The organism is Rhodocyclus tenuis, from assembly GCF_014197755.1.
GTDB classification, from domain to species: Bacteria; Pseudomonadota; Gammaproteobacteria; order Burkholderiales; family Rhodocyclaceae; genus Rhodocyclus; species Rhodocyclus tenuis.
Genome location: NZ_JACIGE010000011.1, coordinates 1 through 21,660 on the forward strand (window position 1 = coordinate 1; position 21,660 = coordinate 21,660).

Here is a 21,660-nt window from a genome sequence, read left to right on the forward strand (position 1 = left end):
CCAACGCCCTCCCCGCTATCCAGCGGCGAGGGCGTCGGCCGTCTACTGACATCCCCTCCCCGCACCTACCGCAGAGTACCGCCAGCGCACTCCCCGGCTGTGGTATTATTTGCCCCGGCGGGTCTCCCCGCATTGCAGGATGGTGAACCTGGTCAGGTCCGGAAGGAAGCAGCCACAGCCGTTATCTGCAAGTGCCGGGGGTAAGGCTCGCCACTTCCTTTTCTGCGTCGCATTCGCTGGCGGCGCTTCCGGAGGCCGGGTTCGTCCTTCCTGCTGATTTTTGCGCCGCATCGTCAGGCAGTTCGCTGCGGTCCGGCGGCTGAGTGCTTCTGCTAATATTCCGCGCATGAGCTACCAAGTCCTGGCGCGTAAGTGGCGTCCAAAATCCTTTTCCAGTCTGGTCGGGCAGGAGCATGTGGTGCGTGCTTTGGAGCACGCGCTGAATGAAAAACGTCTGCACCACGCTTATCTGTTCACCGGCACGCGCGGCGTTGGCAAGACGACCATTGCGCGCATTCTCGCCAAGTCGCTGAACTGCGAGCAGGGCATCTCGGCGCAAGCCTGTGGCGTCTGTTCGGCCTGCCAGGAAATTGACGCCGGCCGTTTTGTCGATCTGCTGGAAGTCGACGCGGCCACGAACACGCGCGTCGAAGAGATGCGCCAGTTGCTCGAGAACGCGGTGTATGCGCCGACGCGCGGTCGCTTCAAGGTCTACGTGATCGACGAAGTGCACATGCTGTCAAGCTCTGCCTTCAACGCCATGCTGAAGACGCTCGAAGAGCCGCCGGAGCACGTCAAGTTCATCCTCGCGACGACTGATCCACAGAAAATTCCGGTCACCGTCCTCTCGCGCTGCCTGCAATTCAATCTCAAGCAGATGACGGTGCCGGCAATCGCCGCTCATCTGAAAACCATCCTGGTTGCAGAGTCGATTTCCGCCGAGCCGGCAGCGCTGACGCTGCTGGCGCGTTCGGCGGCCGGCAGCATGCGCGATGCGCTGTCGCTGCTCGATCAGGCCATCGCCCACGGCGCCGGCCGCGTCGAAGAGGCGCTGGTCCGTGACATGCTGGGTACGGTCGATCTCGACTACCTTTTCGATATTTTCGCCGCGCTGATTGCCGGTGATGCGACGGCGATGCTTGCCGTTGCCGACGCGATGGCGCAGCGCAGCCTGTCAGCCGAACTCGCCTTGCAGGAGATGGCTAGTCTGCTCACGCGCGTTCAGGTCGCGCAGATCGCTGGTGCCGCCGATGCCGATTCGCTCGGCGTCGATGCGGCGCGCATCAGCGAGCTGGCTGAGCGTCTCGAGATCGAGTTCGTCCAGCTGGCCTATCAGATTGTCGTGCACGGCCGCCGCGATCTGGCGCTCGCTCCCGACGAAAACTCGGGCCTGTTGATGACCTTGCTGCGCCTCTTCGCTTTTCGGCCGCAGTCGCGTGCTGAACCCGTAGGCGCTTCATCGCTGTCATCGCGCAGCGTGATGCCTGCTTCGCCGCGGCGGTTGCAGACGCCAGGCGCTGTGGCAACCAGCGCCGTCGCCGAGAATCCGCTCGTCTCCGCAACGCCACCGCAGCCGGCTCCGGCAGTATCCGTGAGTACGCCGGCGTCGGCGCTCCCCGTAGAAGACTTCGTCGCGAGCGTTACACCGGCAGTGCAGCCGGCAAGCGCTCGGCACGTCGCCAATGAGCCGCCAGCGGCGGCGGAGTCCGCTGTGCTCGATTGGCACGTCCTTTTGACGTCCCTGGCGGTCAGCGGCATGGCGCGCGAACTCGCTCAGCACTGCGAAGTGCGCCGCTTTGGTGCGAGCGAAATGGTGTTGCGGCTGTCGTCCGCGCATCGCCATCTGCTGATGCGCGCCTCGCAGGAAAAGCTGCAGCAGGTGTTGTCCGAGCACTTCGGGCGCGCACTCAAACTCAATGTCGAAGTCGGCGATGTCGAAAACGTCACGCCGGCCGAGTCGGCGCGCCAGGAGCGGCGCGAACGTCAGGACCGGGCCGTCGTCGCGATCGAGCAGGACGGTTTCGTACGGGCGGCGATCGATCTCTTCGCTGCTTCGCCGGTTGAATCGTCAATCCAGCACCTTTAACAGCACTGAGGAAATAATCATGATGAAAGGCGGAATCGCCGGCCTGATGAAACAGGCTCAGCAAATGCAGGAAAACATGAAGAAGGCGCAGGAGCAGTTGGCGCTGGTTGAGGTCGAGGGCCAGGCCGGCGCCGGCCTCGTCAAGGTGGTCATGACCTGCAGCAACGAAGTGCGCCGTGTGAGTATCGACGCCTCGGTCATGGATGATCGCGAGATGCTTGAGGATCTCGTCGCAGCGGCTTTCAACGCGGCCGTCCGTCGCGGGCAGGAAGTCAGCCAGGAGCAGATGGCCGGCCTTACCTCCGGACTCAATCTGCCGGCCGGCTTCAAGTTGCCGTTCTGATCGCCGGCAGCAAGCGGTCAGGCGGGTCAGCTTCTTCGTCGACCACCGCGCAGATTCCGTCGTGAGCCCCTCAAGTCTCGAAAGTCTCGTTGAAGCCTTGCGCTGTTTGCCGGGTGTCGGTCCGAAATCGGCGCAGCGCATGGCGTATTACCTCCTGCAGCGTGACCGCGAGGGTGCCGCTCAACTCGCTGCTTCGCTGGTCACGGCTTTGTCGGCTTTACGCCACTGTCAGCGTTGCAACACGCTCACCGAGGCGGATGTCTGCGAGCGCTGCGCGTCGCCGCGGCGCGACGCGAGCCTGCTCTGCGTCGTTGAAACGCCGGTCGACATGAACATGATGGAGCAGACGTTGGCGTATTCCGGCCTTTACTACGTACTGATGGGGCGCCTGTCGCCACTGGACGGGATCGGGCCACGTGAACTGGCGCTTGAGCGCGTCGTCGCCCGCGCCAGTGGTGGCGAGGTTCGCGAAGTAATTCTGGCGACGAATTTCACCAACGAAGGTGAAGCAACGGCCCACTATCTGAGCGAGCACCTGAGTGCCAGAGGTGTGCGCGTGACGCGTATCGCCCGCGGCGTTCCGGTGGGTGGCGAGCTTGAGTATGTCGATTCAGGAACGCTCGCGCAGGCCTTCCGCGAGCGTCGTTCTTTGGCTTGATTTGTGCTTATTGATGGCGCCGCAAGCGGCGCCAGGGTGCTGCAGCGACCGTCCTCTCTTTCAATGATCGAGATTACGGGCGTATAATCGCGGGTTTTCAATTCCTTCCATAGTCCTAGGGATCTGCGCTATGAGCAACGAAAGCAAAGTGGACGGCGGCAGGCGGCGGTTGATAGTCGCTACGGCGGCCGTCGGTGGGGTGGGAGCGGTCAGCGCACTCGTCCCTTTTCTGTCCAGTATGTTGCCGTCCGAGCGCGCCAAAGCGGCGGGCGCGCCGGTTGAGGTCGATGTCAGCAAGCTGGAGCCGGGTCAGATGATGACCGTCGAATGGCGTGGCAAGCCGGTGTGGATCATCAACCGTACCGAAGAAATGCTGCAGTCCTTGGTCAAGGCCGCCGATCTCCTGGTTGACCCCAAGTGTGAAGAGCCGCAGCAGCCGGAATACTGCAAGAACGATACGCGCTCGATCAAGCCGAACCTGATGGTCGTCGTCGGCATCTGCACCCACCTCGGCTGTTCGCCGGGGCAGAAGTTCAAGACGGGTGCCGAAGAAGGCATGCCGCCCGAGTGGCTGGGCGGCTTCCTCTGCCCCTGCCACGGCTCGACCTTCGACTTCGCCGGCCGCGTGTACAAGAACAAGCCGGCACCGATCAATCTCCCGGTGCCGCCGCACACGTATCTTTCCGATACGCGTCTCGTCATCGGCGAAGAAAAGAAGGGGGCGTAAGCGATGGCCAGCACCAACTTTGAAAAGTACAAGTCCGACGGTTCGCTGCAGGGCAATGTGCTGGAGTGGTTCGACGCGCGCTTCCCGGCAACGTCGATGTGGAAAGCACACCTGTCCGAGTATTACGCACCGAAGAACTTCAACTTCCTTTATTTCTTCGGTTCGCTGGCGATTCTGGTGCTTGTCATCCAGGTCGTCACCGGCGTCTTTCTCGTCATGCACTACAAGCCGGACGCCTCGCTCAACGCGAGCGGCATTCCGGTGGCCTTCGCCAGCGTCGAATACATCATGCGCGACGTGCCGTGGGGCTGGCTGATCCGGTACATGCACTCGACCGGTGCCTCGGCCTTCTTCATCGTCGTGTACATGCACATGTACCGTGGCCTGATCTACGGCTCGTACCGTCAGCCGCGCGAACTGATCTGGATCTTCGGCTCGCTGATCTTCCTCTGCCTGATGGCCGAAGCGTTCATGGGCTACCTGCTGCCGTGGGGACAGATGTCCTACTGGGGCGCGCAGGTCATCGTGAACCTGTTCTCGGCGATTCCGCTGGTCGGTGAGCCGCTGTCGACCTGGATTCGCGGCGACTTCGTCATCGGCGATGCGACGCTCAACCGCTTCTTCTCCTTCCACGTCATCGCCGTGCCGCTGGTGCTGATCGGCCTCGTCGCCGCGCACATCCTGGCGCTGCACGAAGTCGGGTCGAACAACCCGGATGGTGTCGAAATCAAGAAGAAGAAGGACGCCAACGGCATCCCGCTCGACGGCATTCCCTTCCACCCGTACTACACGGTGAAGGACATTGCCGGTGTGGTCGTCTTCCTGATGGTCTTCTCGGTCATCCTGTTCTTCGCTCCTGAAGGCGGCGGCTACTTCCTCGAGTACAACAACTTCTTCCCGGCCGATCCGCTGAAGACGCCGCCGCATATCGCGCCGGTGTGGTACTTCACGCCGTACTACTCGATGCTGCGCGCCATGGTCTGGCCGTTCCTCGGTCTTGACGCGAAGTTCTGGGGCGTCGTGCTGATGGGCGCCGGTGTCGTCATCATCGCCTTCCTGCCGTGGCTCGACCGGAGTCCGGTCAAGTCGATCCGCTACCGTGGCCCGATCTACAAGGGCTTCCTCGTGGCTTTCCTCGCCGCCTTCTTCATGCTCGGCTACCTCGGCACGCAACCGCCGACCCCCGTGGGTAACTTCCTCTGTCAGGTCGGCTCGCTGGTGTACTTCGCCTTCTTCCTGGCGATGCCCTGGTACACCAAGATCGACAAGTGCCAACCCGAACCGGAAAGGGTGACGTTCAAATGAAATCGCGTTCGCTGAAAAATCTGCTGCTGGCGCTCTGTTTCGCGCCCTTGGCTGCTTTCGCCAACAGCGGGATCCAACTCGACCGGGCGCCGGACGTTCAGGGCGATCAGGCAGCATTGCAGAACGGCGCCAAGCTGTTCGTGAACTACTGCCTGTCCTGCCACGGTGCCAGCTACGTTCGGTACAACCGTCTGATGGAACTTGGCCTGAGCGAAGAGCAGGTCAAGGAAAACCTGATGTTCACCGCCGACAAGGTCGGTGAGCCGATGCGCATCGCGGCGCGTCCGGAAGAGCAGAAGAAGTGGTTCGGCGCCAGCCCGCCCGACCTCTCGCTGATCGCCCGCGCGCGCGCTTCCGGCGACGGCAGTGGTGCCGACTGGCTGTACACCTATCTGCGTTCCTTCTATCGCGACGAGGATCGTCCGACCGGCTGGAACAACGTGATTTTCGCCAATGTCGGCATGCCGCACGTGTTCTATCAGTTGCAGGGTGTGCAGCATCTCAACCACGAAACGCATCAGCTGGAACTGGCCGAGCCGGGTCAGCTGTCGGCCGCCGAGTACGACAAGCAGGTCGCCGATCTGGTCGGCTTCCTGGTGTGGATGGCCGAGCCCGATGCCGGTTTCCGCAAGAAGCTCGGCGTCGGCGTTCTGCTCTTCCTCGGTGTGCTCTTTGTCGCCGCCTACGCGCTGAAGAAGGAATACTGGAAGGACGTGCACTAAGCGTTCTGCCTGCTCCGGACTTCCGGTTTGCGGCATCGTCGACAGGGGGCGTAAAGCCCCCTGTTATCACGATGCCGAATTTATTTTGAGGGATTGATCATGATGAACCTCTACTCGGGAACTACCTGCCCGTTCAGCCACCGTTGCCGCATCGTTCTCTACGAGAAGGGGATGGACTTCCAGGTGATCGACGTTGATGTCTTCAACAAGCCCGAAGACATCGCCGTCATCAACCCGCACAACCGCGTGCCGGTTCTTGTCGAGCGCGATCTGGTGCTGTACGAGCCGAATATCATCAACGAGTACATTGACGAGCGTTTTCCGCATCCGCAGCTGATGCCGGCCGATCCGATCATGCGCGCCCGCGCACGGCAGCTGCTGATCACCATGGAGCGCGAAATCTTCGCCTACATCGAGCCGCTGGAGAAGAACCAGAAAGCGGCCGCGGACAAGGCGCGCCAGCATATCCGCGATCGTCTGACCGAGATGGCGCCGGTGTTCGCCAAGCAGAAGCACATGCTCGGCGATGAGTTCTCGATGCTCGACGTGGCGATCGCGCCGCTGTTGTGGCGTCTTGATCACTACGCGATCGAACTGCCGAAGAGCGCGGCGCCGCTGATGAAGTACGCCGAGCGCATTTTCAGCCGCCAGGGCTTCATCGACGCGCTGACGCCGTCGGAAAAGGCGATGCGCAAGTAAAGAGCGACGTGCCGGTGCGCTTCTCGCCGCACCGGCAAGCCGTTTCCCGACCGTCGTTTGACCCATCTCCGCCGGGATTCAGCAGAATTCCGGCTGCTTACGCGGAGCCTCTGTGGACCTGCCGTCGACCAAGCCCTACCTGATTCGCGCCATCCATGAGTGGTGCACCGACAACGGTTTCACGCCCTATCTGGCCGTGACCGTTGACGCGCACACCGTCGTTCCGCGCGAGTACGTCCGCGACGGGCAGATCGTCCTCAATATTGCCTACGACGCGACCAATCGCCTGACGATCGGCGCTGAGTGGATCGAGTTCCAGGCGCGTTTCGGCGGCGTTGCACGTGAGTTGTCGGTACCGGTGGCGGCTGTCAGCGCCATCTACGCCCGCGAGAACGGCGCCGGCATGGCTTTCGAGCCCGAAGCTTCAACGTCGCCGGCGACAGCGGTCTTGGCGTCCGATGGCACGACTTCGCCCGATTCTCCCCCCTCCGATTCGCCTCCGCCGGCGAGTCGCCCACGCCTGCAGCGCGTCAAGTAATTCGCCCTGCGGCGGGGCGTCTTGCCCAATCTTTGCACCACGATGATGCGCCAAGGCTGGCCGGACGACTGTCCCGTCAGCCTTTTTGCTTTTCTTGCACTTGGCATGGCTGTTGCTGAGTAGTCCGCCACGGAGCAATGTGAGCGGATTGTGCCAGTGCCCGACGCGCTTGATGGTGTGTCGAAGCGCTCAGGTGTGCCGCAGCAGGAACGAAGACCTGGCCAGGCAGTGGCCAGCAAAAAGACAAGGGCCGGCGCGTATTGCTGCCGCGAGGAGAGACCATGAATTACACCAGTGCCATCCGCGAGATCGCGCGCGGCACCGAAGGCGCCCGCGACCTTACGCGCGACGAAGCCCGACAGCTGTACGCGGCGATTCTCGACGGCGGCGTTCCCGACCTGGAGCTGGGAGCGATCACCATCGCCCTGCGCATGAAGGGGGAAACCGTCGACGAAATGTCCGGTTTCCTTGCCGCTGCCGGCGAACGGGTGAACGCCTTGCGCGCGCCGTCGGGGAGCTTGCGCCCGGTGGTCATCCCCAGCTACAACGGTGCACGCAAAGGCGCCAATCTGACACCCTTGCTCGCCTTGCTGCTGCAGCGTTACGGCGTGCCGGTGCTGCTGCACGGGCTGATCGAAGGCTACGGCCGCGTTACCAGTGCGCAGATCCTGCGCGAGTTCGGCATTCTGCCCTGCACCAACCGCACCCAGGTGCAGCAGGCGATCGACGGGCGCGAACTGGTTTATGTACCCTTGTCGCTGTTGTCACCGGGGCTTGCCGATCAACTGGCGCTGCGCAGCCGGCTTGGCTTGCGCAATTGCGCGCACAGCCTAGTCAAGATGCTCGACCCGTTCAACGGCAGTGGCCTGGTTCTGGCGGCGGCGACGCATCCCGATTACCTTGACAGCATGCGCGAAATCCTGCTCGCCAACGGCGCGCACGCGCTGCTGCAGCGGGCGAGCGAGGGCGAGCCCTACGCCAACCCGCTGCGCCGGCCGCGCATCGAGCATCTGCACGAAGGCGTCGGTGAGGTACTTTTCGAGGCCGAACACGAGAGTCTGAAATCGTTGCCCAACCTGCCGGAAAACTGCGAGGCGCGCGCCACCGCCGACTGGATTCGCCGCGCGCTGGCCGGCGAACTGCCGATCCCGCAGCCGATCTGCAACCAGCTTGCCGCCTGCCTCTTTGCCAGCGGCTATGCGACCGACCTCAATCAGGCCAAGGCCATCGTCGCCGTCGATGGCGCCGGCGCGGCGCATGCCTGACTGAAACGCAGCGGGCGCAGGTTCAGCCCACATCGCTTGGCTTCCTCTCGCCGGGCGTGGGCTCCAGGATCCGGCTCGCGCGACGCGGCCGCTTGATTACGCTAGACTGCGGCGCCATGACCGCCGCTCAGACTTCCGCCGAAACGCCTGCCACACCGACGCTGATCCTGGTCGCCCATGGCGCGCGCGATCCGCTCTGGGCGGCGCCTTTGCAGCGGATCGCTGCGGCGGTGTGCGCGCAAGCCCCGCAGCAGCGGGTGCGCACGGCTTTTCTCGGCATGCTCGCGCCGTCGCTCGAAGAGTGCATTGCCGAAGCGATTGACCGCGGTGAGCAGGATTTCCTGATCGTTCCGGTATTCATCGCCGAAGGCGGCCATCTCAAGCGCGACCTCCCGGACCGACTCGTCGCCTTGCGTGCGCAGTATCCACAAGCGTGTTTTACGCAGGAGCGCGCCCTTGGCGAAGCCGAGTCGGTGGTGCAGGCGATGGCGGCGCATGCCCTGGCGCAGGTGCAGCGCGCTGATTGAGTCAGCCCGCTGACTCCCGCCGAGCAGCCGCATGATCGGGTCGTTGGGCAGGAACCTGCCGCTTTCAGGGCGCCGCCAGATGCCTCAGAAGCAGAGTCTGCCGCCGCTGAAGGCGCCGGCTGCGGCGAGCCGTGCCACCGTCGGCAGCAGGTTCAACCCGCTTTCCAGACGCAGCGCCTCGGCGCGTGCTTTCAGCGTGTCGGGATCGACGTCGACCTTTTCGCCGACGGCGGCAAAGGCGATGACGTTGCCGCTGTCGCATGAGGGAAAGACACAGCAACGATCGTCGAAAGCCGCCGCAATGCGTGCCGCGCTCGCCTGAAAACCGCGGTTGCGGCCGAGCAGATTGACCGAGAGCAGTCCAGTGTCGGTGAGATGCGCGCGACAGGCGGTGTAGAAAGCGGCGGTATCGAGCGCGCCGGCGCGGCCACTGCTGTCGAAACCGTCGAGCAGGATCAGGTCGAAGCTTCGCTCCTCGCGCAGCAGGTAATCGACGGCGTCGGCGATGACGACATTGAGGCGCAGCGGATCGTCGGGCAGGCGGAAATGCAGGCGCGCCGCCAGTTCGACGCGCTCGTCGATTTCAACGACCGTGCTGCGCGTCTGCGGCAGGTTGCGATGGATGAACTTCGCCAGCGAGCCGGCGCCGAGGCCGACCAGCAAGGCGTTCTTCGGCCATGGCGCGTCGCGCAGCAGCAGGCCGGCCATCATCTCGCGCGTATAGGCGAGTTCGAGATCAAAGGGCCGACGCACGCGCATCGCGCCCTGCACCCAGTCGGAGCCGAAGTGCAGCGAGCGGATGCCGGCTTCTTCGCTGATGTCGATGCTGTAGCGTGCCATGCGGATGGGCTTCCGGTCGCCGAGGGAGCTGCGAGAGTGGCGCGGCCGCTCAGGCCGCCGGGGAGGTGGCAGTGTCGCTGGCGCCCGTGTCGGCGGCGCGCGCGGCAACCTCGCCGACCAGCAGCAGTGCCGGCGCCTTGATTGCACGTTCGGCGATGCGTGCGGTCAGCGTCGCCAGTGTCGCCGCGTGGATGCGCTGTGCCGGCGTCGCGCCGCGCTCAATGATCGCCACCGGCATGCTGCCGGCCATGCCGTGCGCCAGCAGCTCGCGCGCAATCTCGCCGGCGTTGGCCACCCCCATGTAGAAGGCGATGGTCTGTCCGGGACGGGCCAGCGCTGCCCAGTCGGGCTCCTGCGCGCCGGGCTTGCCGTGGCCGGTGGTCAGCACCAGCGAGCGCGCTTCGTCGCGATGCGTCAGCGGAATGCCGGCGGCCGCCGCGCAGGCCGCGGCTGCGGTCACGCCGGGGATGATGTCGACGGCAATGCCGGCGGCGCGCAGCGCGTCCATTTCCTCGCCGCCGCGACCGAAGATGAACGGATCGCCACCTTTCAGCCGTGCCGTGCGCTTGCCTTCGCGTGCCAGGCGCACCAGCAGCGCATTGATTTCTTCCTGCGGCAGCGTGTGCCGCGAGGCGCGCTTGCCGACGTAGATGCGCTCGGCGTCGGCGCGCGCAAAGTGCAGGACGTCGTCGCCGATCAGGTTGTCGTACACCAGCGCGTCGGCGGCTTCGATCGCGCGCAACGCGCGCAGCGTCAGCAGGTCAGCGGCACCAGGGCCGCAGCCGACGAGGGTGACGGGCGCCGGCGTGGCAGCGCCACTGGGCGGGCAATTCATCGTGACTTCTCCAGACTGCATCAGACGGCGCCGGATGTTGAGCTCGGCGCGGTGGTGAGATCGGTGGTGCTCAGCCGGGCAATGGCGACGGTGACATGCTTGCCGTCGGCGCCACGGAACTTCTGCTTGCCGACGAGCAGATCGCCGCCGGCCGCAGCCAGCCGTGCTGCCGCTTCGGCGACCGAGGCGCTGCCGGCATGCTGCAGCGCCTGCGGCGAAGGATTGGGGACGGTAACGCCGTCGAGTTCGCTTGCCGCAAAGAAGTGCAGCGGCCAGCCCTGACCAGCGGCGAATTCGCGCAGGCCGGCTTCGTCGGCCTTGTGCTCGCTGCTGGCGATGACACTGACCGCGTCGGCACCGATGCCGCCAACAGTCAACGCAGTTTCGACGGCCAGCGCAATGCTCGCCGCGCTGCTGCCGCGGTCGCAGCCGACGCCGACGCCGACGGCAAAGCGTGCGGCTTCGTTCGCAGCCGCCGTCGCGCATTTCGTCGCAGTGAGTATCCACACCGGGTTCTCGGCCGCCAGCCGCAGCGTCTTCAGGATCGGGCGGCTGCGTGCGGCCTGCAGTTGCACCATTTCCCAGGAGGCGACGCCAGCGTCGGCGGCCGCGTCGAGCGCGCTTGTTGCGCGCGTCAGATTGTCGAGGGTGACCAGGTTGATGACCAGTCGACCGCCCGGACGCAGACGCGTCAGCGCCAGTTCGATCAGCATCGCCAGTTCGCCGCCCGATCCGCCGATGAAAACTGCGTCCGGCGTCGGCCAGTCGCCGAGGCCGGCAGGTGCCTTGCCGACGCAGAGCGCATAGTTGCGCACTCCCAGCCGGGTGGCGTTGTCGGCGGCGATGGCGGCGTCGGCAGGGTTCTTCTCGATGGCGTAGACAAAGCCGTCAGCGGCGATCCGCGCGGCTTCGATCCCAACCGAGCCGGAGCCGGCACCGATGTCCCAGACGACGCTGCGCCGGCCGAGCGCGAGCTTGGCCAGCGACACCGCGCGCGCTTCGAACTTGGTGATCAGTCCGCCGCGTGGCTGGCTTGCGTCCGTTGCGCCATTGGTACCGGCATCGTCACGCGGATGGCGGCAGAGAAAGGCGTCGTCGGCCAGTCCGAAAACGACAGCGTCTGTTTCTTGCGGCGGCAGCTTGCCGCCATCCGGCGCGCGCGACATCTTCAGCCGGCCGTCGACGTCGGGCGCCGGGCGGTGCGAAGGAAACGGCAAGGGCGGCGACGGATCATCGACGGGCAAGGGAGGCTGCTCATGGCGGGAGCGGCTGCGGCGGAACCGCCGGGCCGGGCGAACAACGCGCGTAAGCGCTTGATCGAGGGGCGCATCTTACCCGCACGAGGCCTTGCCGGGCAAGCTGAGCCGGGCGCTTCCCGGCCATACTGCCCGTATCTTTTCGCCGCTGCCGGCGCGCGTCCCGGTTCGCCTGCCGCAGACGCCGGGTGTATGCTGGCGCGCCACGGCGCAAGAGCGCAGGAGATGAGCAATGAAGGAGCAACTGGCGACGCGACGCACCCTGCGCAGGAATCGGGGCAGGGCATGAGCGATAACCCACCAGCCACGCCTGCCGCGTCCGACACGCCGTTCTCGACGCTGACGCCCGACGCGCTGCTTGACGCACTGGTTGCCGTCGGCCTCGAACCGGACGGCCGCCTGCTCGGACTCAACAGCTTCGAGAACCGCGTCTATCTGGTCTGGCTCGACGATGGTTCGTCGCGAGTGGTCAAGTTCTACCGTTCCGGGCGCTGGAGCGATGCGGCGATCCTCGAAGAGCACGCGTTCGTGCAGGAACTCGTCGCGCATGAAATCCCGGCGGTGGCGCCGCTGTGTATCGATGGCCGTACGCTGCACCGCTTTGGCGACCTGCGTTTTGCCGTCTTCCCCCGCCAGGGCGGCCGCGGCCCCGAATTCGAACAGCCGGAAACACTGCTCCGTATGGGGCGCGTGCTCGGCCGTCTGCACGCGGTCGGTGCGCTGCGTCCGTTCCAGGAGCGGCGCACGCTCGACGTGCACAGCTTCGGCGAAGCGCCGAGCGATTACCTCTACGAGGAGCGCTTCCTGCCGGATGAGCTGGAAGACGTCTACTTCGGTGTCGTCGAGCAGGTGCTCGAGGGCGTCCGCTACGCCTTCGACCGCGCCGGTGGCGTTGCGCAGCTGCGTCTGCACGGCGATTGTCATGCCGGCAATGTTCTATGGACTCCGCAGGGGCCGCACTTCGTCGATTTTGACGATGCCTGCACGGGACCGGCGGTGCAGGACCTGTGGATGCTGCTCTCGGGCGACCGCGCCGAACAGCAGCGGCAGCTTGGCGAAGTCCTTTCCGGCTACGAGGATTTCCGCGAATTCGACCGGCGCGAACTGCATCTGATCGAAGCACTGCGCAGCCTGCGCCTGATCCACTACGCCGGCTGGCTGGCGCGTCGCTACGACGACCCTGCCTTCGTGCAGGCTTTCCCGTGGTTCAACACGGTGCGCTACTGGCAGGAACGCATTCTCGAGCTGCGCGAACAGATCCCGCTGATGGAAGAAGCGCCGCTCGTCGTTTGAGCACCTGTCCGAGCGACTAGGGCGCCAAACTCAGCAGATTCCTGGAAAGATGTTTTTGGCAGGTCACAATGAATGGCTTCACCCCGGTTGTCGATCCCGGGAGGAAAAAACTTTGCGCGATTCTTCGCTGAATGTTCATCAGGATAGCCATTTGATTGGGCGCCGCACGCATCGCTGCATGCGGCGCCTGTTGACCCGCAGGCGTGCGGGGTTACTTCGTTATCAAACTAGATGCTGCTAATGTCCTGCGGCTTCGAATCGGCGGTGACCTTCGGCAGCTCGATCTTGGCGCCGCGGAGAACGTTGACGAACTTCGGCAGAACCTTGCCCGCGTTGCTCGCGGCATCGCCGAGCAGCGGCAGTGCGTCCTTCACCGACGCCAGCTTCGGCAATGCCATCGGATTGCCGCTGGCGCCCTGCAATAGCGCCTGTCCCGACTTGGAAAGGTCAACCGCACGCGCGCCGGCAATCAGGTAGTTGGTGACGGCAGCACCGACCTGCTTCTGCTTTTCCTTGTCGAGGCTCTTCGTTTTGTCTCCGAGATCCTTCGATTCGGCGAGTTGTGCGACCTTGGCGCCTTCCGACTTGTTGATTTCGGTGACGATTGCGTTCTGCTCCTTCGGGTCGGTCGTAGCATTCAGCTTTTCCAGCTTGGCTACCGCGTTAGCGCGTTCTTCATCGCTCGCATAGGCGGCGGTGATCGCCAGCAGTGCCTGAGCCGCGTACTTATTGACCTGCGAACTCTTCTCGGTGAAGTTTTTGATGTCGTTGTCCAGTGTGCCGGAATCGGCGCTCCCAGCCTTGGCACCACCACCGAAGCCGCCAAGGCCGCCAAACTGTGCCATTGCTGGCGTTGCGGCGGTGATGGAAACGATTGCGGCGACGACCAGTGCGTTGAACTTGTTCATGCATTGCTCCTTACTTTGGGTTGAACTTCCGGGATAAATCTTCGAGCGTGCGCAGGCTTTCCTCCATCGATTTCAGTCCGATGAAGTTGTTGCGTTCGGCTTCGGCGAATCCTTCGATCGTTACCTCTTGCGCCACGACTGCTTGCTGTGTTCGCGCACCGCCCTTTTCGACGATGACCGAGCCAGCGCTGAGGAAGGTCGAGGTGCACGACTCCTTGCACTCACCGCTTTTCTGGACCAGCTTGTAGCCAGGTTTGAAACAGAACTCGGTCGGCGTGAAATGTGGCAGGCGGAACCGGTAAAAGCCCGAGGCGAGCAGACGGTTGGCGTCGCTGTAGAAATCGGCGTCGGAAATGCTCACCAGATAGCGCGGGCTGCGATAGGCGACATGGTTGAACAGCGGCGCCAAGTAGTCGGCTTTCAATGAGCCTTCGGCGCGATAGATGTCTCCACAAGCCGACATTTCCGGCAAGTGGCCGCGCAATGGTGTGAGGACGCGAACGATGTCCCCCTTTTCCGGCTTCGGCACATCGGGCGATGAGATCGAATAGGCGAAGCGCGCCTGTCCGCCATCCTGCTCTGGTGGCTGCGTCGTTCCGTCGAGAGCCTGCTTCATCAACGCAGGCTTGCCGTTGATGCTGACCGAGAGCGGGCGCAGCACTTCGTAGACGATGTTCTGTCCCGTTGCCGGCAGGCCATCGACCCAGAAATTTCCGTCGCTGACGCGCGCGATACGGAAATCGGTCGGCGTCAGCTTGATGGATTTCCTGAAGTTCTCAGCCAGACGCGAAGTTGCGTTCTTGAGCGCGACTTCCTGCGCGTTGGCTAGGCTCAGGCCGCGGTTGTCGACCTTGTCGAGTTCATAGCGGTCGCTGCCGAGCTCGGCAAAGACAACGTTGCCGTCGTTGTCGACAACCTGCGCGCTCACCGCGCTGATGAAGGTTTCCGACGTCTTGACGCTGTTCGCTGCCTTGTTCAGCGCTACCGGTGACAGCGAGTGCTCGAAACGCAGGAAGAACTGCGGCGCGTCACTGCGGCTGTCGGAGACCGTCCGCGCGGCCGGATACTTGTCCCAGGGGACGCAGTTTGCCAGCGCACGCACCGAATCCATCGTGTCGCTGAAGTTGACGTCGACCGGCGCCAGCTGGAACGGCGCGTTGAAGCCGATGTCCTTGGCAAACAATTCTGCGACGCGATTCGACCAGAGCTTTTCCGGCTTGTTGCTCGTCACCGGCATAAGTTTCGGCTTGCGCGCGTCGTCGACGCCGGTCTCGAAGGTGAACAGGTAGTCTTCGCCTTCGCTGACCGAGCCGGCAATCGGCAGCAGAACGGTGTAGCCGCTGTCGACGCTGATCACGCGGAACAGCGCCTGCTTGCCCGCCGCAGTGACCGCCTCGAGTTCGAGCCCGGGCTGGAAACCGATCTCGAAGCCCTTGTTGGCGACTAGGAACTTGCCGTCGCGACCGATGATCCTGACCGGCGTCTCGTTCGGATTGAAGTTCCGGCGCGCAGTTTCGAGCAGCGAACTGATCAGCTTCCTGCTGTTGTCTGCCAGTGCGTTGCTGATCGATGCCGCGGTTTTCGGCAAGCCCATTTCCTGTTTGGTGAACAGGAACGGCGTGTAGATCGTTTCACTGATCGTATACGCAATCTTGCCCCGCTCCGGCTTGATCAACTGCAGGTTGATCGTCAGCGGGATTAGTAGTTCGACGTTTGCGCCGCGATCAACCTCGAAGTAGGAGGCCCGCGTGACGCCGATCGCGATCGCGTAAGCCGAGCCGACCGGTGCCACAAATCCTTCGCCACATGCCTGATTGTCGTTGTTGACGAACTTGTAGCTGCCCTTGACCGTATCGCGCACCTGTCTTGCATGGACGGTCGATTGCGGATAGATGCTGGCGACGCCGGCAACGAAGTAGCCGAGCAGATCGCGCTGCATCTCCGGCGTGAAGTACTTGACTACGCGACGGTCGACCAGCGGGCGCACTGTTTCCGTGGCTCGCTCGCTCAGCCCCTCGATTTCCTTGACCGGGAAAATGTAGAACTGCGACGCGCCGACGTTCGTCGCTGCGATCGCCGCGGCAAACGCTATCGACAGATGGCTTCGGCGCAGCATCTCAGAAGTCCTTCGGGCAGCTGCCTTCAACGCAGATCACCATCCGGTTGCCATTGGCCTTGGTCGATGCCAGCTTCATTTCACCCATCGAGTCGGCCATGTCCTCGACCAGATCTTGCACCTTGCTGCGGAAGTTGCCCTTCGCCTGCATCACGTAGGTACGTGCGTTGTCGGTCACGTTGTCCTCGGCGAACTGCTCGGCCATTCCCTGCAATTTGTCGGTGATCTCGCGGCGGACTCGCGGCGGGATGCGCGTCTTGCTGTAGATCGTCACGTAGAAGCTCTGCCCCTGCGTCGCCGCGATCTGCAGTTCGCGCGTCGCCGTGTTGCCGACGACCTCGGCGAGCTCGGTTGCCATTGCGGTCGCCAGGTTGGCGCGGCAATCCTGGTCCGAAGAGCCCTGAGCGCGCTTGTTAATTGTCCCGGAAACGAGACCGTCACCGCTGTCAACGTTGAATGACTGAAGCTTCAGCGAGCCACTGCACACCGATCCGCCGCTCGGCGAACTTCCCTCAGAACTCATCACCGATTCACCGTACACGACGTATTTCGCCTTGAACGCGCCGCTGCCGGCCTTGACTGTGTATTCGGCAAACTTTCCCTGCCGTTCGATTTCCGAGATGCGTGTCTTGCCGCTGCCCGGTTTGACACGCAGGTCGCGCTCCGGCGTATAAACGATTCCGAACTGCTTGACGACCTGCTCAAGGCGCGCAGAGATCAGTGCAGCTGCCCCGTCGGCCGGTTTGGCATTGTTGGTGTCGGGAAAGGTCTGCTTCATCCTGAACGAGACCTTGTCGTTCTGCTGGTTGACGTTCTTCACGTCAGAGCCATATGAGGCTTGGCGCGACGAAGACGCCGAGTTGGCGCTCGCCGAACTGGCGCTGCCGGCGAAACTCGATTGCGACGAACCGGCATAGCTGCTTTGCTGAGCGCCCGCGACCCGCGTGTCGCGGGCCGCAGCGGCAGAGCCGCCGTAGCCGTCAGAGATCGCCGCTGCGCGCTGGTCGCGGGCTGCATACGCGCTCGACTGGTTGCCGGCAACTGAGGTTCTGTCACTGGCGGCCACGGCCACCGACGAGCGCGACGCCGATGACGCCGATGACGCGGCGCTCGACGCTGACGCTACTTTGGCGCTCTTGTCCGAAAAGCTGCTCTTGTCGTGGGCGTATTCGACCTCGGTCGTCAGCGGCTGTCCCGGCTGCAGGTTGGTGGCAATGCCGTAGTACTCGTCGATCAGGAATACGACCTTGGCTTGCGCCATCGACGTATTGGACATCAGGCCAAGGCTACGTGCCAGATCGAAAACCTGTGCACTGTCGGCTTCGAGGTTAGTCCTCGCGGTGAGAAAGTCGCCCTCGGTAACGAAGCTGGTTTTCAGATTGGGCGACAGTTGCGTGGCGAGATCGCTGATCGCTCCGGCGGTTCTGCCGTCGGCTGCGCTGAGATTCATGCGTAGGCGTAGCAACGCGGCGACAGCGTCACGTTCAGCTGCTTCACGGGCGACGCGGCGCGCGTTGATCAGATCGCCATTGCCGGAAACGCTCACCTGCGCCTGACCATTGGCGGAAAGGGTTTCGGCGACGCTCGTTGCAGAAACGCTGCCCAGGGCACAGGCGGCCAGGGCGAGCACGATTTTTTTCAGTTGCATGGGGAAACTCCCTGCGAGGAATGAAGGGACTGACTGCGGATCAGTTCGTGATGCTGGCGCGCGCGCCTCCGGCACGAACTTCGATGCCATTCGGCCCGATGCTGGCCGCGGCGCCGCCATTGCTTGGGTCGAGAGCAGAGGGGCTTGGCGGCAGGGCGAGTTGCGCCGGGGGAGCGGGGTTTTCCTTTGTCACGATCACGGTCGTGCTGACGCTCGATCCCTTGTTCATCATCTGCATGTGGCGAACTGCGCTCTCAGTGTCGCCCGTCGCCATGTACAGTTTCGCGAGCGTCGCGTGCAAACTTCCCTCGGTATCGGCAGTGGATTTCAGAAAATCCTCTCCGAGCCGCACGGCGTCGGCAGGCTTGCCCTCCTCGGCCAGTTTCAGCACACGCAGATTGATTTCGACGCTCGTCGGTGGCCGCAAGAGGTCGGCGGTTTTTTGCTGCGCCTGCTCGCATGCAGCCAAAGTCAGCGCAGAAATACAGAGAAACAGAAATGTAGATATTTTCATTGCTGACTCATTGGTCTTTTTAAAAAAATACCATGGCCAATACAAGTTATGCAATATGACTTACGCCATAGAATATGCAGCGTTTCGGTAGCCATGAGTGGGATGGCCCTCTGTAGGCTGCAGCCGGTTTCGCTGACACCTCGTTAAGCTGGAAGATGAGACAGGAGGTGGCAGAGTAAGGACTGAGTGCGACAGGGGATGTCGTTTCGCTATGCGAAGCACTTGATGCGGTTGATCACACTGGGACGTGTGCCACCGTGTAGGCCGGGAGTATTTCGACACCCCCGACCGCCTCGGATTTGGCGAGAACTGATTGGGCTGGTAAAGGATGTCGTGGGCGTGAAAAAGGCCGAAACCCCTTGCTGATTCAGGGGGGTTCGGCCTTCTTTGGTCTTCGCTGGATCGCTGATTGGTCCCCCCGACAGGAATCGAACCTGTATTTGTCGCTTAGGAGGCGACTGTTCTATCCATTGAACTACGGAGAGAGGGCGCACATTGTAGCCGGAGCGGCGGCTTCGGCCAAATCGGCCCGCAGGCCGGGAGTTCGGCGGATTTTCCGCGTCGTCGGTGATTGCTCTGCGTGAAATTCGTGCCTGACGATTTTGCAAATTTTGGTGCAAATGGCTAAAATATTGGCATATTCGTCCTTGTTCGTCGGCTTGCATTCCCGGCGAGTGGGAGTTTTGCGCAGGATGTCAAACGAATGCCCGGCTTTCGCAGGGCGTTTACTGGCTGACAGGAGTCGCTGAATTGAACCTCTACCGCCGTTTGCCCGTTGCCCAGCAGCTCATTTTTGCGACTGTTGCCCTTTTGCTGCTCGTATTTACGGCGCTGACCTTCATCGGTCAGTGGATGGCCGGACGCGCTGCGTTGCGTGCGGCGAGCGAGTCGCTTGATCAGCAGACGCACATCATGCTCGGTACGCTCGATAGCTATTTCGACAGCGTGCAGGCGCGGGGCGAACGGCAGTCACGGTTTTTCCTGAAATCTCTCGGTGGCGAAATCACCCTCGGCGAGGGCTCGGTGCGTACCGGCGACGTCGAGACGCCGGTGATTCTCGTCGGTGGGCAGGTCATCAACGGCACGAATCGCCAGCTGGTCGAGTTCAAGACGCTGACCGGCGACGAGGCAGGCATTCTGGTTGTCCATCAGGGCAAGGTCCTGCGTGCGTCGACCCTGTTCAAGAAGGACGACAAGGTGATGTACGGCAGTGAGGTCCCGGCCAGCGATCCGATGGCGGCGGCGCTGCTCAAGGGCGAGGAGTATCGCGGACTGACCGTGCGCAACGGCGTCAATTACTTCAGCGTCGTCTATCCGCTCAAGGATGCGCAGGGCAAGGTCTACGGCGGCGTTTCGATGCGCATCAACCTCGAAACCGAAATGAAGCAGATCCGTGATCTGTTCGGCAAGATTGTCGTCGGTCGCACCGGCTACGTCTTCATCATGCGGCCTTTGCCCGATGAAAAGGCGGTCGCCGAACTCGTGCTGCACCCGACGGCACAGGGCAAGACGCTTGCCGAAGCGGCCTCCGATCCCGGCGCGCTGGCCGCCTTGCGCGACATGCTCGCGCGCAAGAATGGCGAGGCCCGCTATTTCATGCCCGATGGCGACGGCCAGATACGCGAAAAGCTGACGGTGTCGGCAACGTCCGACAAGTGGAACTGGACGCTGGTCACCAGCGGCTGGCTCGACGAGTTCCTTGAGGAAAGTGTCCAGCTGCGCAATACCCTGATCATCGTTTCGCTCGTTTCGGCGGCGATACTCTGCCTGGCGATCTTCTTCCTGGTGCGGCAGCGTCTGGCGGCGCTTGGCGCGCTGTCCGGCGAGGTGGCCAAACTGGGCGAGGGCGATCTGCGCGTCAACATCCCGGCGGCGGCGGCCGACAGTCGCAACGAGGTGGACGTTCTGGCACGGGCCATCAACCTGATGGTCGAGCGCTTGCGCGCCCTGCTCGGCGAGATTACCGGTGCCGCCGGTCGGCTTGGTGGCGCTGCCAGCCAGTTGCAGTCGGCGGCCCAGGAAACCACGGAAAGTGCCGAGCTGCAGTCGCAGTCGGCGTCGGGGATTGCCGCGTCGGTCGAGCAATTGTCGGTGAGCATCAGCCACGTCGCCGACAGCGCGCGCGACGCCAGCGAATACTCGAGCGAAGCCAAGGGCTCGGCGGCGAAGGGGCGCGAGGTCGTGGCGCGGACGATGGGCGAGCTGGAGAACATCGCCACGGCAATCCATGCCTCGGCACAGCAGATCGAGTCGCTCGGCGAACGTTCGCAACAGATTTCCGGCGTCGTCGGCGTCATCCGCGAAATCGCCGAACAGACCAACCTGCTGGCGCTCAACGCGGCGATCGAGGCAGCACGTGCCGGCGAGCAGGGGCGCGGTTTCGCCGTCGTCGCCGACGAGGTGCGCAAGCTGGCTGAGCGGACGGCGCTGTCGACCGCCGAGATCGAAACGACGATCACGGCGATCATCGGTGACACCGGGACTGCCGTCGAACGCATGCAGGCGGTCAGTCGCGAGATGGGTAGCGGCGTCGATCTGGCGCGCGCCACCGGCGATTCGCTGTCGCAGATCGACGCGCAGGCAGAACGAGCGCTGGTCACGGTGCGCAGCATCGCCGAGGGAACGCGCGAACAGAGCGCCGCCAGCCAGGAAATTGCGCGGCTGATCGAACGCATCGCGCAGATGGCGGAGGAAAATACCGCGACTGCCGCCAACAACGCCAGTCAGGCAGAGAGTCTGCAGCGCCTGGCCGACGAATTGCAGGGTATGCTTGCGCGCTTCCGCCTGTAAGTCTTACCCGTATCCGTGATCTGCGGGGCGCCGGCGGCGCCCCTTTTTTATGGAGAAGCTTCATGTTCAAGAACTGGCTGATCGCCGCACTGTTGTGTTTTACCGGAGCGGCTACGGCCGCTGACGTTCCCGCCGTCGGCACGCCGGCGCCGGGCTTTGCGCTGCCCGATCAGGACGGGCGCGAGTTCCGTCTCGATGCGCAACTCGGCAAGTGGGTCGTCCTCTATTTCTATCCCAAGGACGACACCCCCGCCTGTACCAAGGAAGCCTGCAGCTTCCGCGATGACCACAGCAAACTGACGGCGCTGGGCGCACAGATCGTCGGCGTCAGCGTCGACGACACGGCCTCGCACGCGGCTTTCGCGCGCAAGCACCGCCTGCCTTTCCCGCTGCTCGCCGACCGTGGCGGCGCCGTCGCCAAGCGTTACGGCGCGTTTTCGGACTGGCTGGTGGTCAGCTACGCGCGCCGCTACACCTTCATCATCGATCCGCAGGGCAAGGTCGCCAAGGTCTACATCAATGTCGACGCCGAGCACCATGCCGCAGAAGTGATCGCTGACTTGAAACGTCTGTCGGGAAAGAACTGAGTC

At 63.3% G+C, this 21,660-nt stretch carries 20 protein-coding genes, 1 tRNA gene, 1 other RNA gene and 1 pseudogene; 14 read left to right on the plus strand and 9 right to left on the minus strand.

From position 1 onward, the window contains the following. Positions 1-116 precede the first annotated feature (116 nt). The 11 genes from ffs to GGD90_RS13820 all read left to right on the plus strand — a co-directional run bounded on the left by ffs (position 117) and on the right by GGD90_RS13820 (position 8,870). Positions 117-215, plus strand: an RNA gene (ffs, locus tag GGD90_RS13770) — signal recognition particle sRNA small type. Positions 216-346: 131 nt separating this feature from the next. Beyond that, a complete protein-coding gene (gene dnaX / locus GGD90_RS13775) occupies positions 347-2,086 on the plus strand; it encodes a DNA polymerase III subunit gamma/tau (RefSeq protein WP_153116448.1) in 1,740 nt (579 codons plus the stop codon). Positions 2,087-2,105: 19 nt separating this feature from the next. After that, positions 2,106-2,429: a YbaB/EbfC family nucleoid-associated protein gene (locus GGD90_RS13780; RefSeq protein ID WP_153116447.1), complete on the plus strand. Its 324-nt coding sequence runs from the start codon at positions 2,106-2,108 to the stop codon at positions 2,427-2,429. A 61-nt stretch (positions 2,430-2,490) separates the two neighbouring features. Then, positions 2,491-3,087, plus strand: a complete 597-nt coding sequence (recR, locus tag GGD90_RS13785; RefSeq protein ID WP_153116446.1) for a recombination mediator RecR — start codon at positions 2,491-2,493, stop codon at positions 3,085-3,087. Between the two features lie 130 nt (positions 3,088-3,217). Further along, on the plus strand, positions 3,218-3,814 hold the full coding sequence (gene petA, locus GGD90_RS13790) for a ubiquinol-cytochrome c reductase iron-sulfur subunit (protein ID WP_153116445.1): 597 nt from the start codon (positions 3,218-3,220) through the stop codon (positions 3,812-3,814). A gap of 3 nt (positions 3,815-3,817) precedes the next feature. Next, positions 3,818-5,119, plus strand: coding sequence for a cytochrome b (locus GGD90_RS13795; protein ID WP_153116444.1), 1,302 nt, complete (start codon positions 3,818-3,820; stop codon positions 5,117-5,119). Then, positions 5,116-5,841 carry a cytochrome c1 gene (locus GGD90_RS13800; protein ID WP_153116443.1) on the plus strand — a complete coding sequence of 242 codons (726 nt, stop codon included), beginning with the start codon at positions 5,116-5,118 and terminating at the stop codon, positions 5,839-5,841. The genes GGD90_RS13795 and GGD90_RS13800 overlap by 4 nt, the downstream gene beginning before the upstream one ends. 99 nt (positions 5,842-5,940) lie before the next feature. Beyond that, complete coding sequence (locus GGD90_RS13805; RefSeq protein WP_153116442.1) at positions 5,941-6,540, plus strand: glutathione S-transferase N-terminal domain-containing protein; 600 nt, start codon at positions 5,941-5,943, stop codon at positions 6,538-6,540. Positions 6,541-6,652: 112 nt separating this feature from the next. Then, complete coding sequence (locus GGD90_RS13810) at positions 6,653-7,078, plus strand: ClpXP protease specificity-enhancing factor (RefSeq protein WP_153116441.1); 426 nt, start codon at positions 6,653-6,655, stop codon at positions 7,076-7,078. Between the two features lie 281 nt (positions 7,079-7,359). Next, positions 7,360-8,343: a DNA-binding protein YbiB gene (gene ybiB / locus GGD90_RS13815; RefSeq protein WP_153116440.1), complete on the plus strand. Its 984-nt coding sequence runs from the start codon at positions 7,360-7,362 to the stop codon at positions 8,341-8,343. Between the two features lie 116 nt (positions 8,344-8,459). After that, positions 8,460-8,870: a sirohydrochlorin chelatase gene (locus GGD90_RS13820; protein ID WP_153116439.1), complete on the plus strand. Its 411-nt coding sequence runs from the start codon at positions 8,460-8,462 to the stop codon at positions 8,868-8,870. An 84-nt stretch (positions 8,871-8,954) separates the two neighbouring features. Here the strand turns inward: GGD90_RS13820 and GGD90_RS13825 are convergent, their stop codons facing one another. The 4 genes and pseudogenes from GGD90_RS13825 to cbiT all read right to left on the minus strand — a co-directional run. Beyond that, positions 8,955-9,710: a fused MFS/spermidine synthase gene (locus GGD90_RS13825; RefSeq protein WP_153116438.1), complete on the minus strand. Its 756-nt coding sequence runs from the start codon at positions 9,708-9,710 to the stop codon at positions 8,955-8,957. A gap of 49 nt (positions 9,711-9,759) precedes the next feature. Continuing rightward, positions 9,760-10,545 carry a uroporphyrinogen-III C-methyltransferase gene (cobA, locus tag GGD90_RS13830; protein WP_153116437.1) on the minus strand — a complete coding sequence of 262 codons (786 nt, stop codon included), beginning with the start codon at positions 10,543-10,545 and terminating at the stop codon, positions 9,760-9,762. A gap of 20 nt (positions 10,546-10,565) precedes the next feature. Next, on the minus strand, positions 10,566-11,054 hold the full coding sequence (locus tag GGD90_RS18085) for a cobalamin biosynthesis protein (protein ID WP_228273704.1): 489 nt from the start codon (positions 11,052-11,054) through the stop codon (positions 10,566-10,568). Continuing rightward, positions 11,031-11,573 (minus strand): annotated as a pseudogene (gene cbiT / locus GGD90_RS18090) (precorrin-6Y C5,15-methyltransferase (decarboxylating) subunit CbiT); the annotation flags it as partial. The pseudogene cbiT and the gene GGD90_RS18085, both read right to left, overlap by 24 nt. Before the next feature lie 453 nt (positions 11,574-12,026). On the opposite strand from cbiT, the gene GGD90_RS13840 reads away from it, so the two are divergent. Next, complete coding sequence (locus tag GGD90_RS13840) at positions 12,027-13,094, plus strand: serine/threonine protein kinase (protein WP_456114921.1); 1,068 nt, start codon at positions 12,027-12,029, stop codon at positions 13,092-13,094. A 227-nt stretch (positions 13,095-13,321) separates the two neighbouring features. On the opposite strand, the gene GGD90_RS13845 is transcribed toward GGD90_RS13840, so the two are convergent. The 5 genes from GGD90_RS13845 to GGD90_RS13865 all read right to left on the minus strand — a co-directional run bounded on the left by GGD90_RS13845 (position 13,322) and on the right by GGD90_RS13865 (position 18,765). Then, complete coding sequence (locus GGD90_RS13845; RefSeq protein WP_153116436.1) at positions 13,322-14,002, minus strand: hypothetical protein; 681 nt, start codon at positions 14,000-14,002, stop codon at positions 13,322-13,324. 10 nt (positions 14,003-14,012) lie between these two features. Next, positions 14,013-16,118 (minus strand): hypothetical protein, encoded by a 2,106-nt coding sequence (locus GGD90_RS13850; RefSeq protein ID WP_153116435.1) that lies wholly within the window; start codon positions 16,116-16,118, stop codon positions 14,013-14,015. Between the two features lies 1 nt (position 16,119). Then, complete coding sequence (locus tag GGD90_RS13855) at positions 16,120-17,766, minus strand: hypothetical protein (protein WP_153116434.1); 1,647 nt, start codon at positions 17,764-17,766, stop codon at positions 16,120-16,122. Between the two features lie 40 nt (positions 17,767-17,806). After that, the gene (locus GGD90_RS13860; protein WP_153116433.1) at positions 17,807-18,280 is read right to left on the minus strand and encodes a hypothetical protein; all 474 of its coding nucleotides are present in this window, start codon (positions 18,278-18,280) and stop codon (positions 17,807-17,809) included. 410 nt (positions 18,281-18,690) lie between these two features. After that, a tRNA-Arg gene (locus tag GGD90_RS13865) sits at positions 18,691-18,765 on the minus strand. Positions 18,766-19,030: 265 nt separating this feature from the next. On the opposite strand from GGD90_RS13865, the gene GGD90_RS13870 reads away from it, so the two are divergent. Together GGD90_RS13870 and GGD90_RS13875 are read left to right on the plus strand one after the other, a co-directional pair. Then, positions 19,031-21,070: a methyl-accepting chemotaxis protein gene (locus tag GGD90_RS13870; RefSeq protein WP_153116432.1), complete on the plus strand. Its 2,040-nt coding sequence runs from the start codon at positions 19,031-19,033 to the stop codon at positions 21,068-21,070. 62 nt (positions 21,071-21,132) lie between these two features. Next, a complete protein-coding gene (locus GGD90_RS13875; RefSeq protein WP_153116431.1) occupies positions 21,133-21,657 on the plus strand; it encodes a peroxiredoxin in 525 nt (174 codons plus the stop codon). The last annotated feature ends 3 nt before the right edge of the window (positions 21,658-21,660 follow it).

Coding starts and splice junctions, on each gene's coding strand:
- dnaX (WP_153116448.1), top strand. CDS start 347: ATGAGCTACCAAGTCCTGGCGCGTAAGTGGCGTCCAAAATCCTTTTCC.
- GGD90_RS13780 (WP_153116447.1), top strand. CDS start 2,106: ATGATGAAAGGCGGAATCGCCGGCCTGATGAAACAGGCTCAGCAAATG.
- petA (WP_153116445.1), top strand. CDS start 3,218: ATGAGCAACGAAAGCAAAGTGGACGGCGGCAGGCGGCGGTTGATAGTC.
- GGD90_RS13795 (WP_153116444.1), top strand. CDS start 3,818: ATGGCCAGCACCAACTTTGAAAAGTACAAGTCCGACGGTTCGCTGCAG.
- GGD90_RS13800 (WP_153116443.1), top strand. CDS start 5,116: ATGAAATCGCGTTCGCTGAAAAATCTGCTGCTGGCGCTCTGTTTCGCG.
- GGD90_RS13805 (WP_153116442.1), top strand. CDS start 5,941: ATGATGAACCTCTACTCGGGAACTACCTGCCCGTTCAGCCACCGTTGC.
- ybiB (WP_153116440.1), top strand. CDS start 7,360: ATGAATTACACCAGTGCCATCCGCGAGATCGCGCGCGGCACCGAAGGC.
- GGD90_RS13820 (WP_153116439.1), top strand. CDS start 8,460: ATGACCGCCGCTCAGACTTCCGCCGAAACGCCTGCCACACCGACGCTG.
- GGD90_RS13825 (WP_153116438.1), bottom strand. CDS start 9,710: ATGGCACGCTACAGCATCGACATCAGCGAAGAAGCCGGCATCCGCTCG.
- cobA (WP_153116437.1), bottom strand. CDS start 10,545: ATGAATTGCCCGCCCAGTGGCGCTGCCACGCCGGCGCCCGTCACCCTC.
- GGD90_RS13840 (WP_456114921.1), top strand. CDS start 12,027: ATGAGCAATGAAGGAGCAACTGGCGACGCGACGCACCCTGCGCAGGAA.
- GGD90_RS13845 (WP_153116436.1), bottom strand. CDS start 14,002: ATGAACAAGTTCAACGCACTGGTCGTCGCCGCAATCGTTTCCATCACC.
- GGD90_RS13850 (WP_153116435.1), bottom strand. CDS start 16,118: ATGCTGCGCCGAAGCCATCTGTCGATAGCGTTTGCCGCGGCGATCGCA.
- GGD90_RS13855 (WP_153116434.1), bottom strand. CDS start 17,766: ATGCAACTGAAAAAAATCGTGCTCGCCCTGGCCGCCTGTGCCCTGGGC.
- GGD90_RS13860 (WP_153116433.1), bottom strand. CDS start 18,280: ATGAAAATATCTACATTTCTGTTTCTCTGTATTTCTGCGCTGACTTTG.
- GGD90_RS13875 (WP_153116431.1), top strand. CDS start 21,133: ATGTTCAAGAACTGGCTGATCGCCGCACTGTTGTGTTTTACCGGAGCG.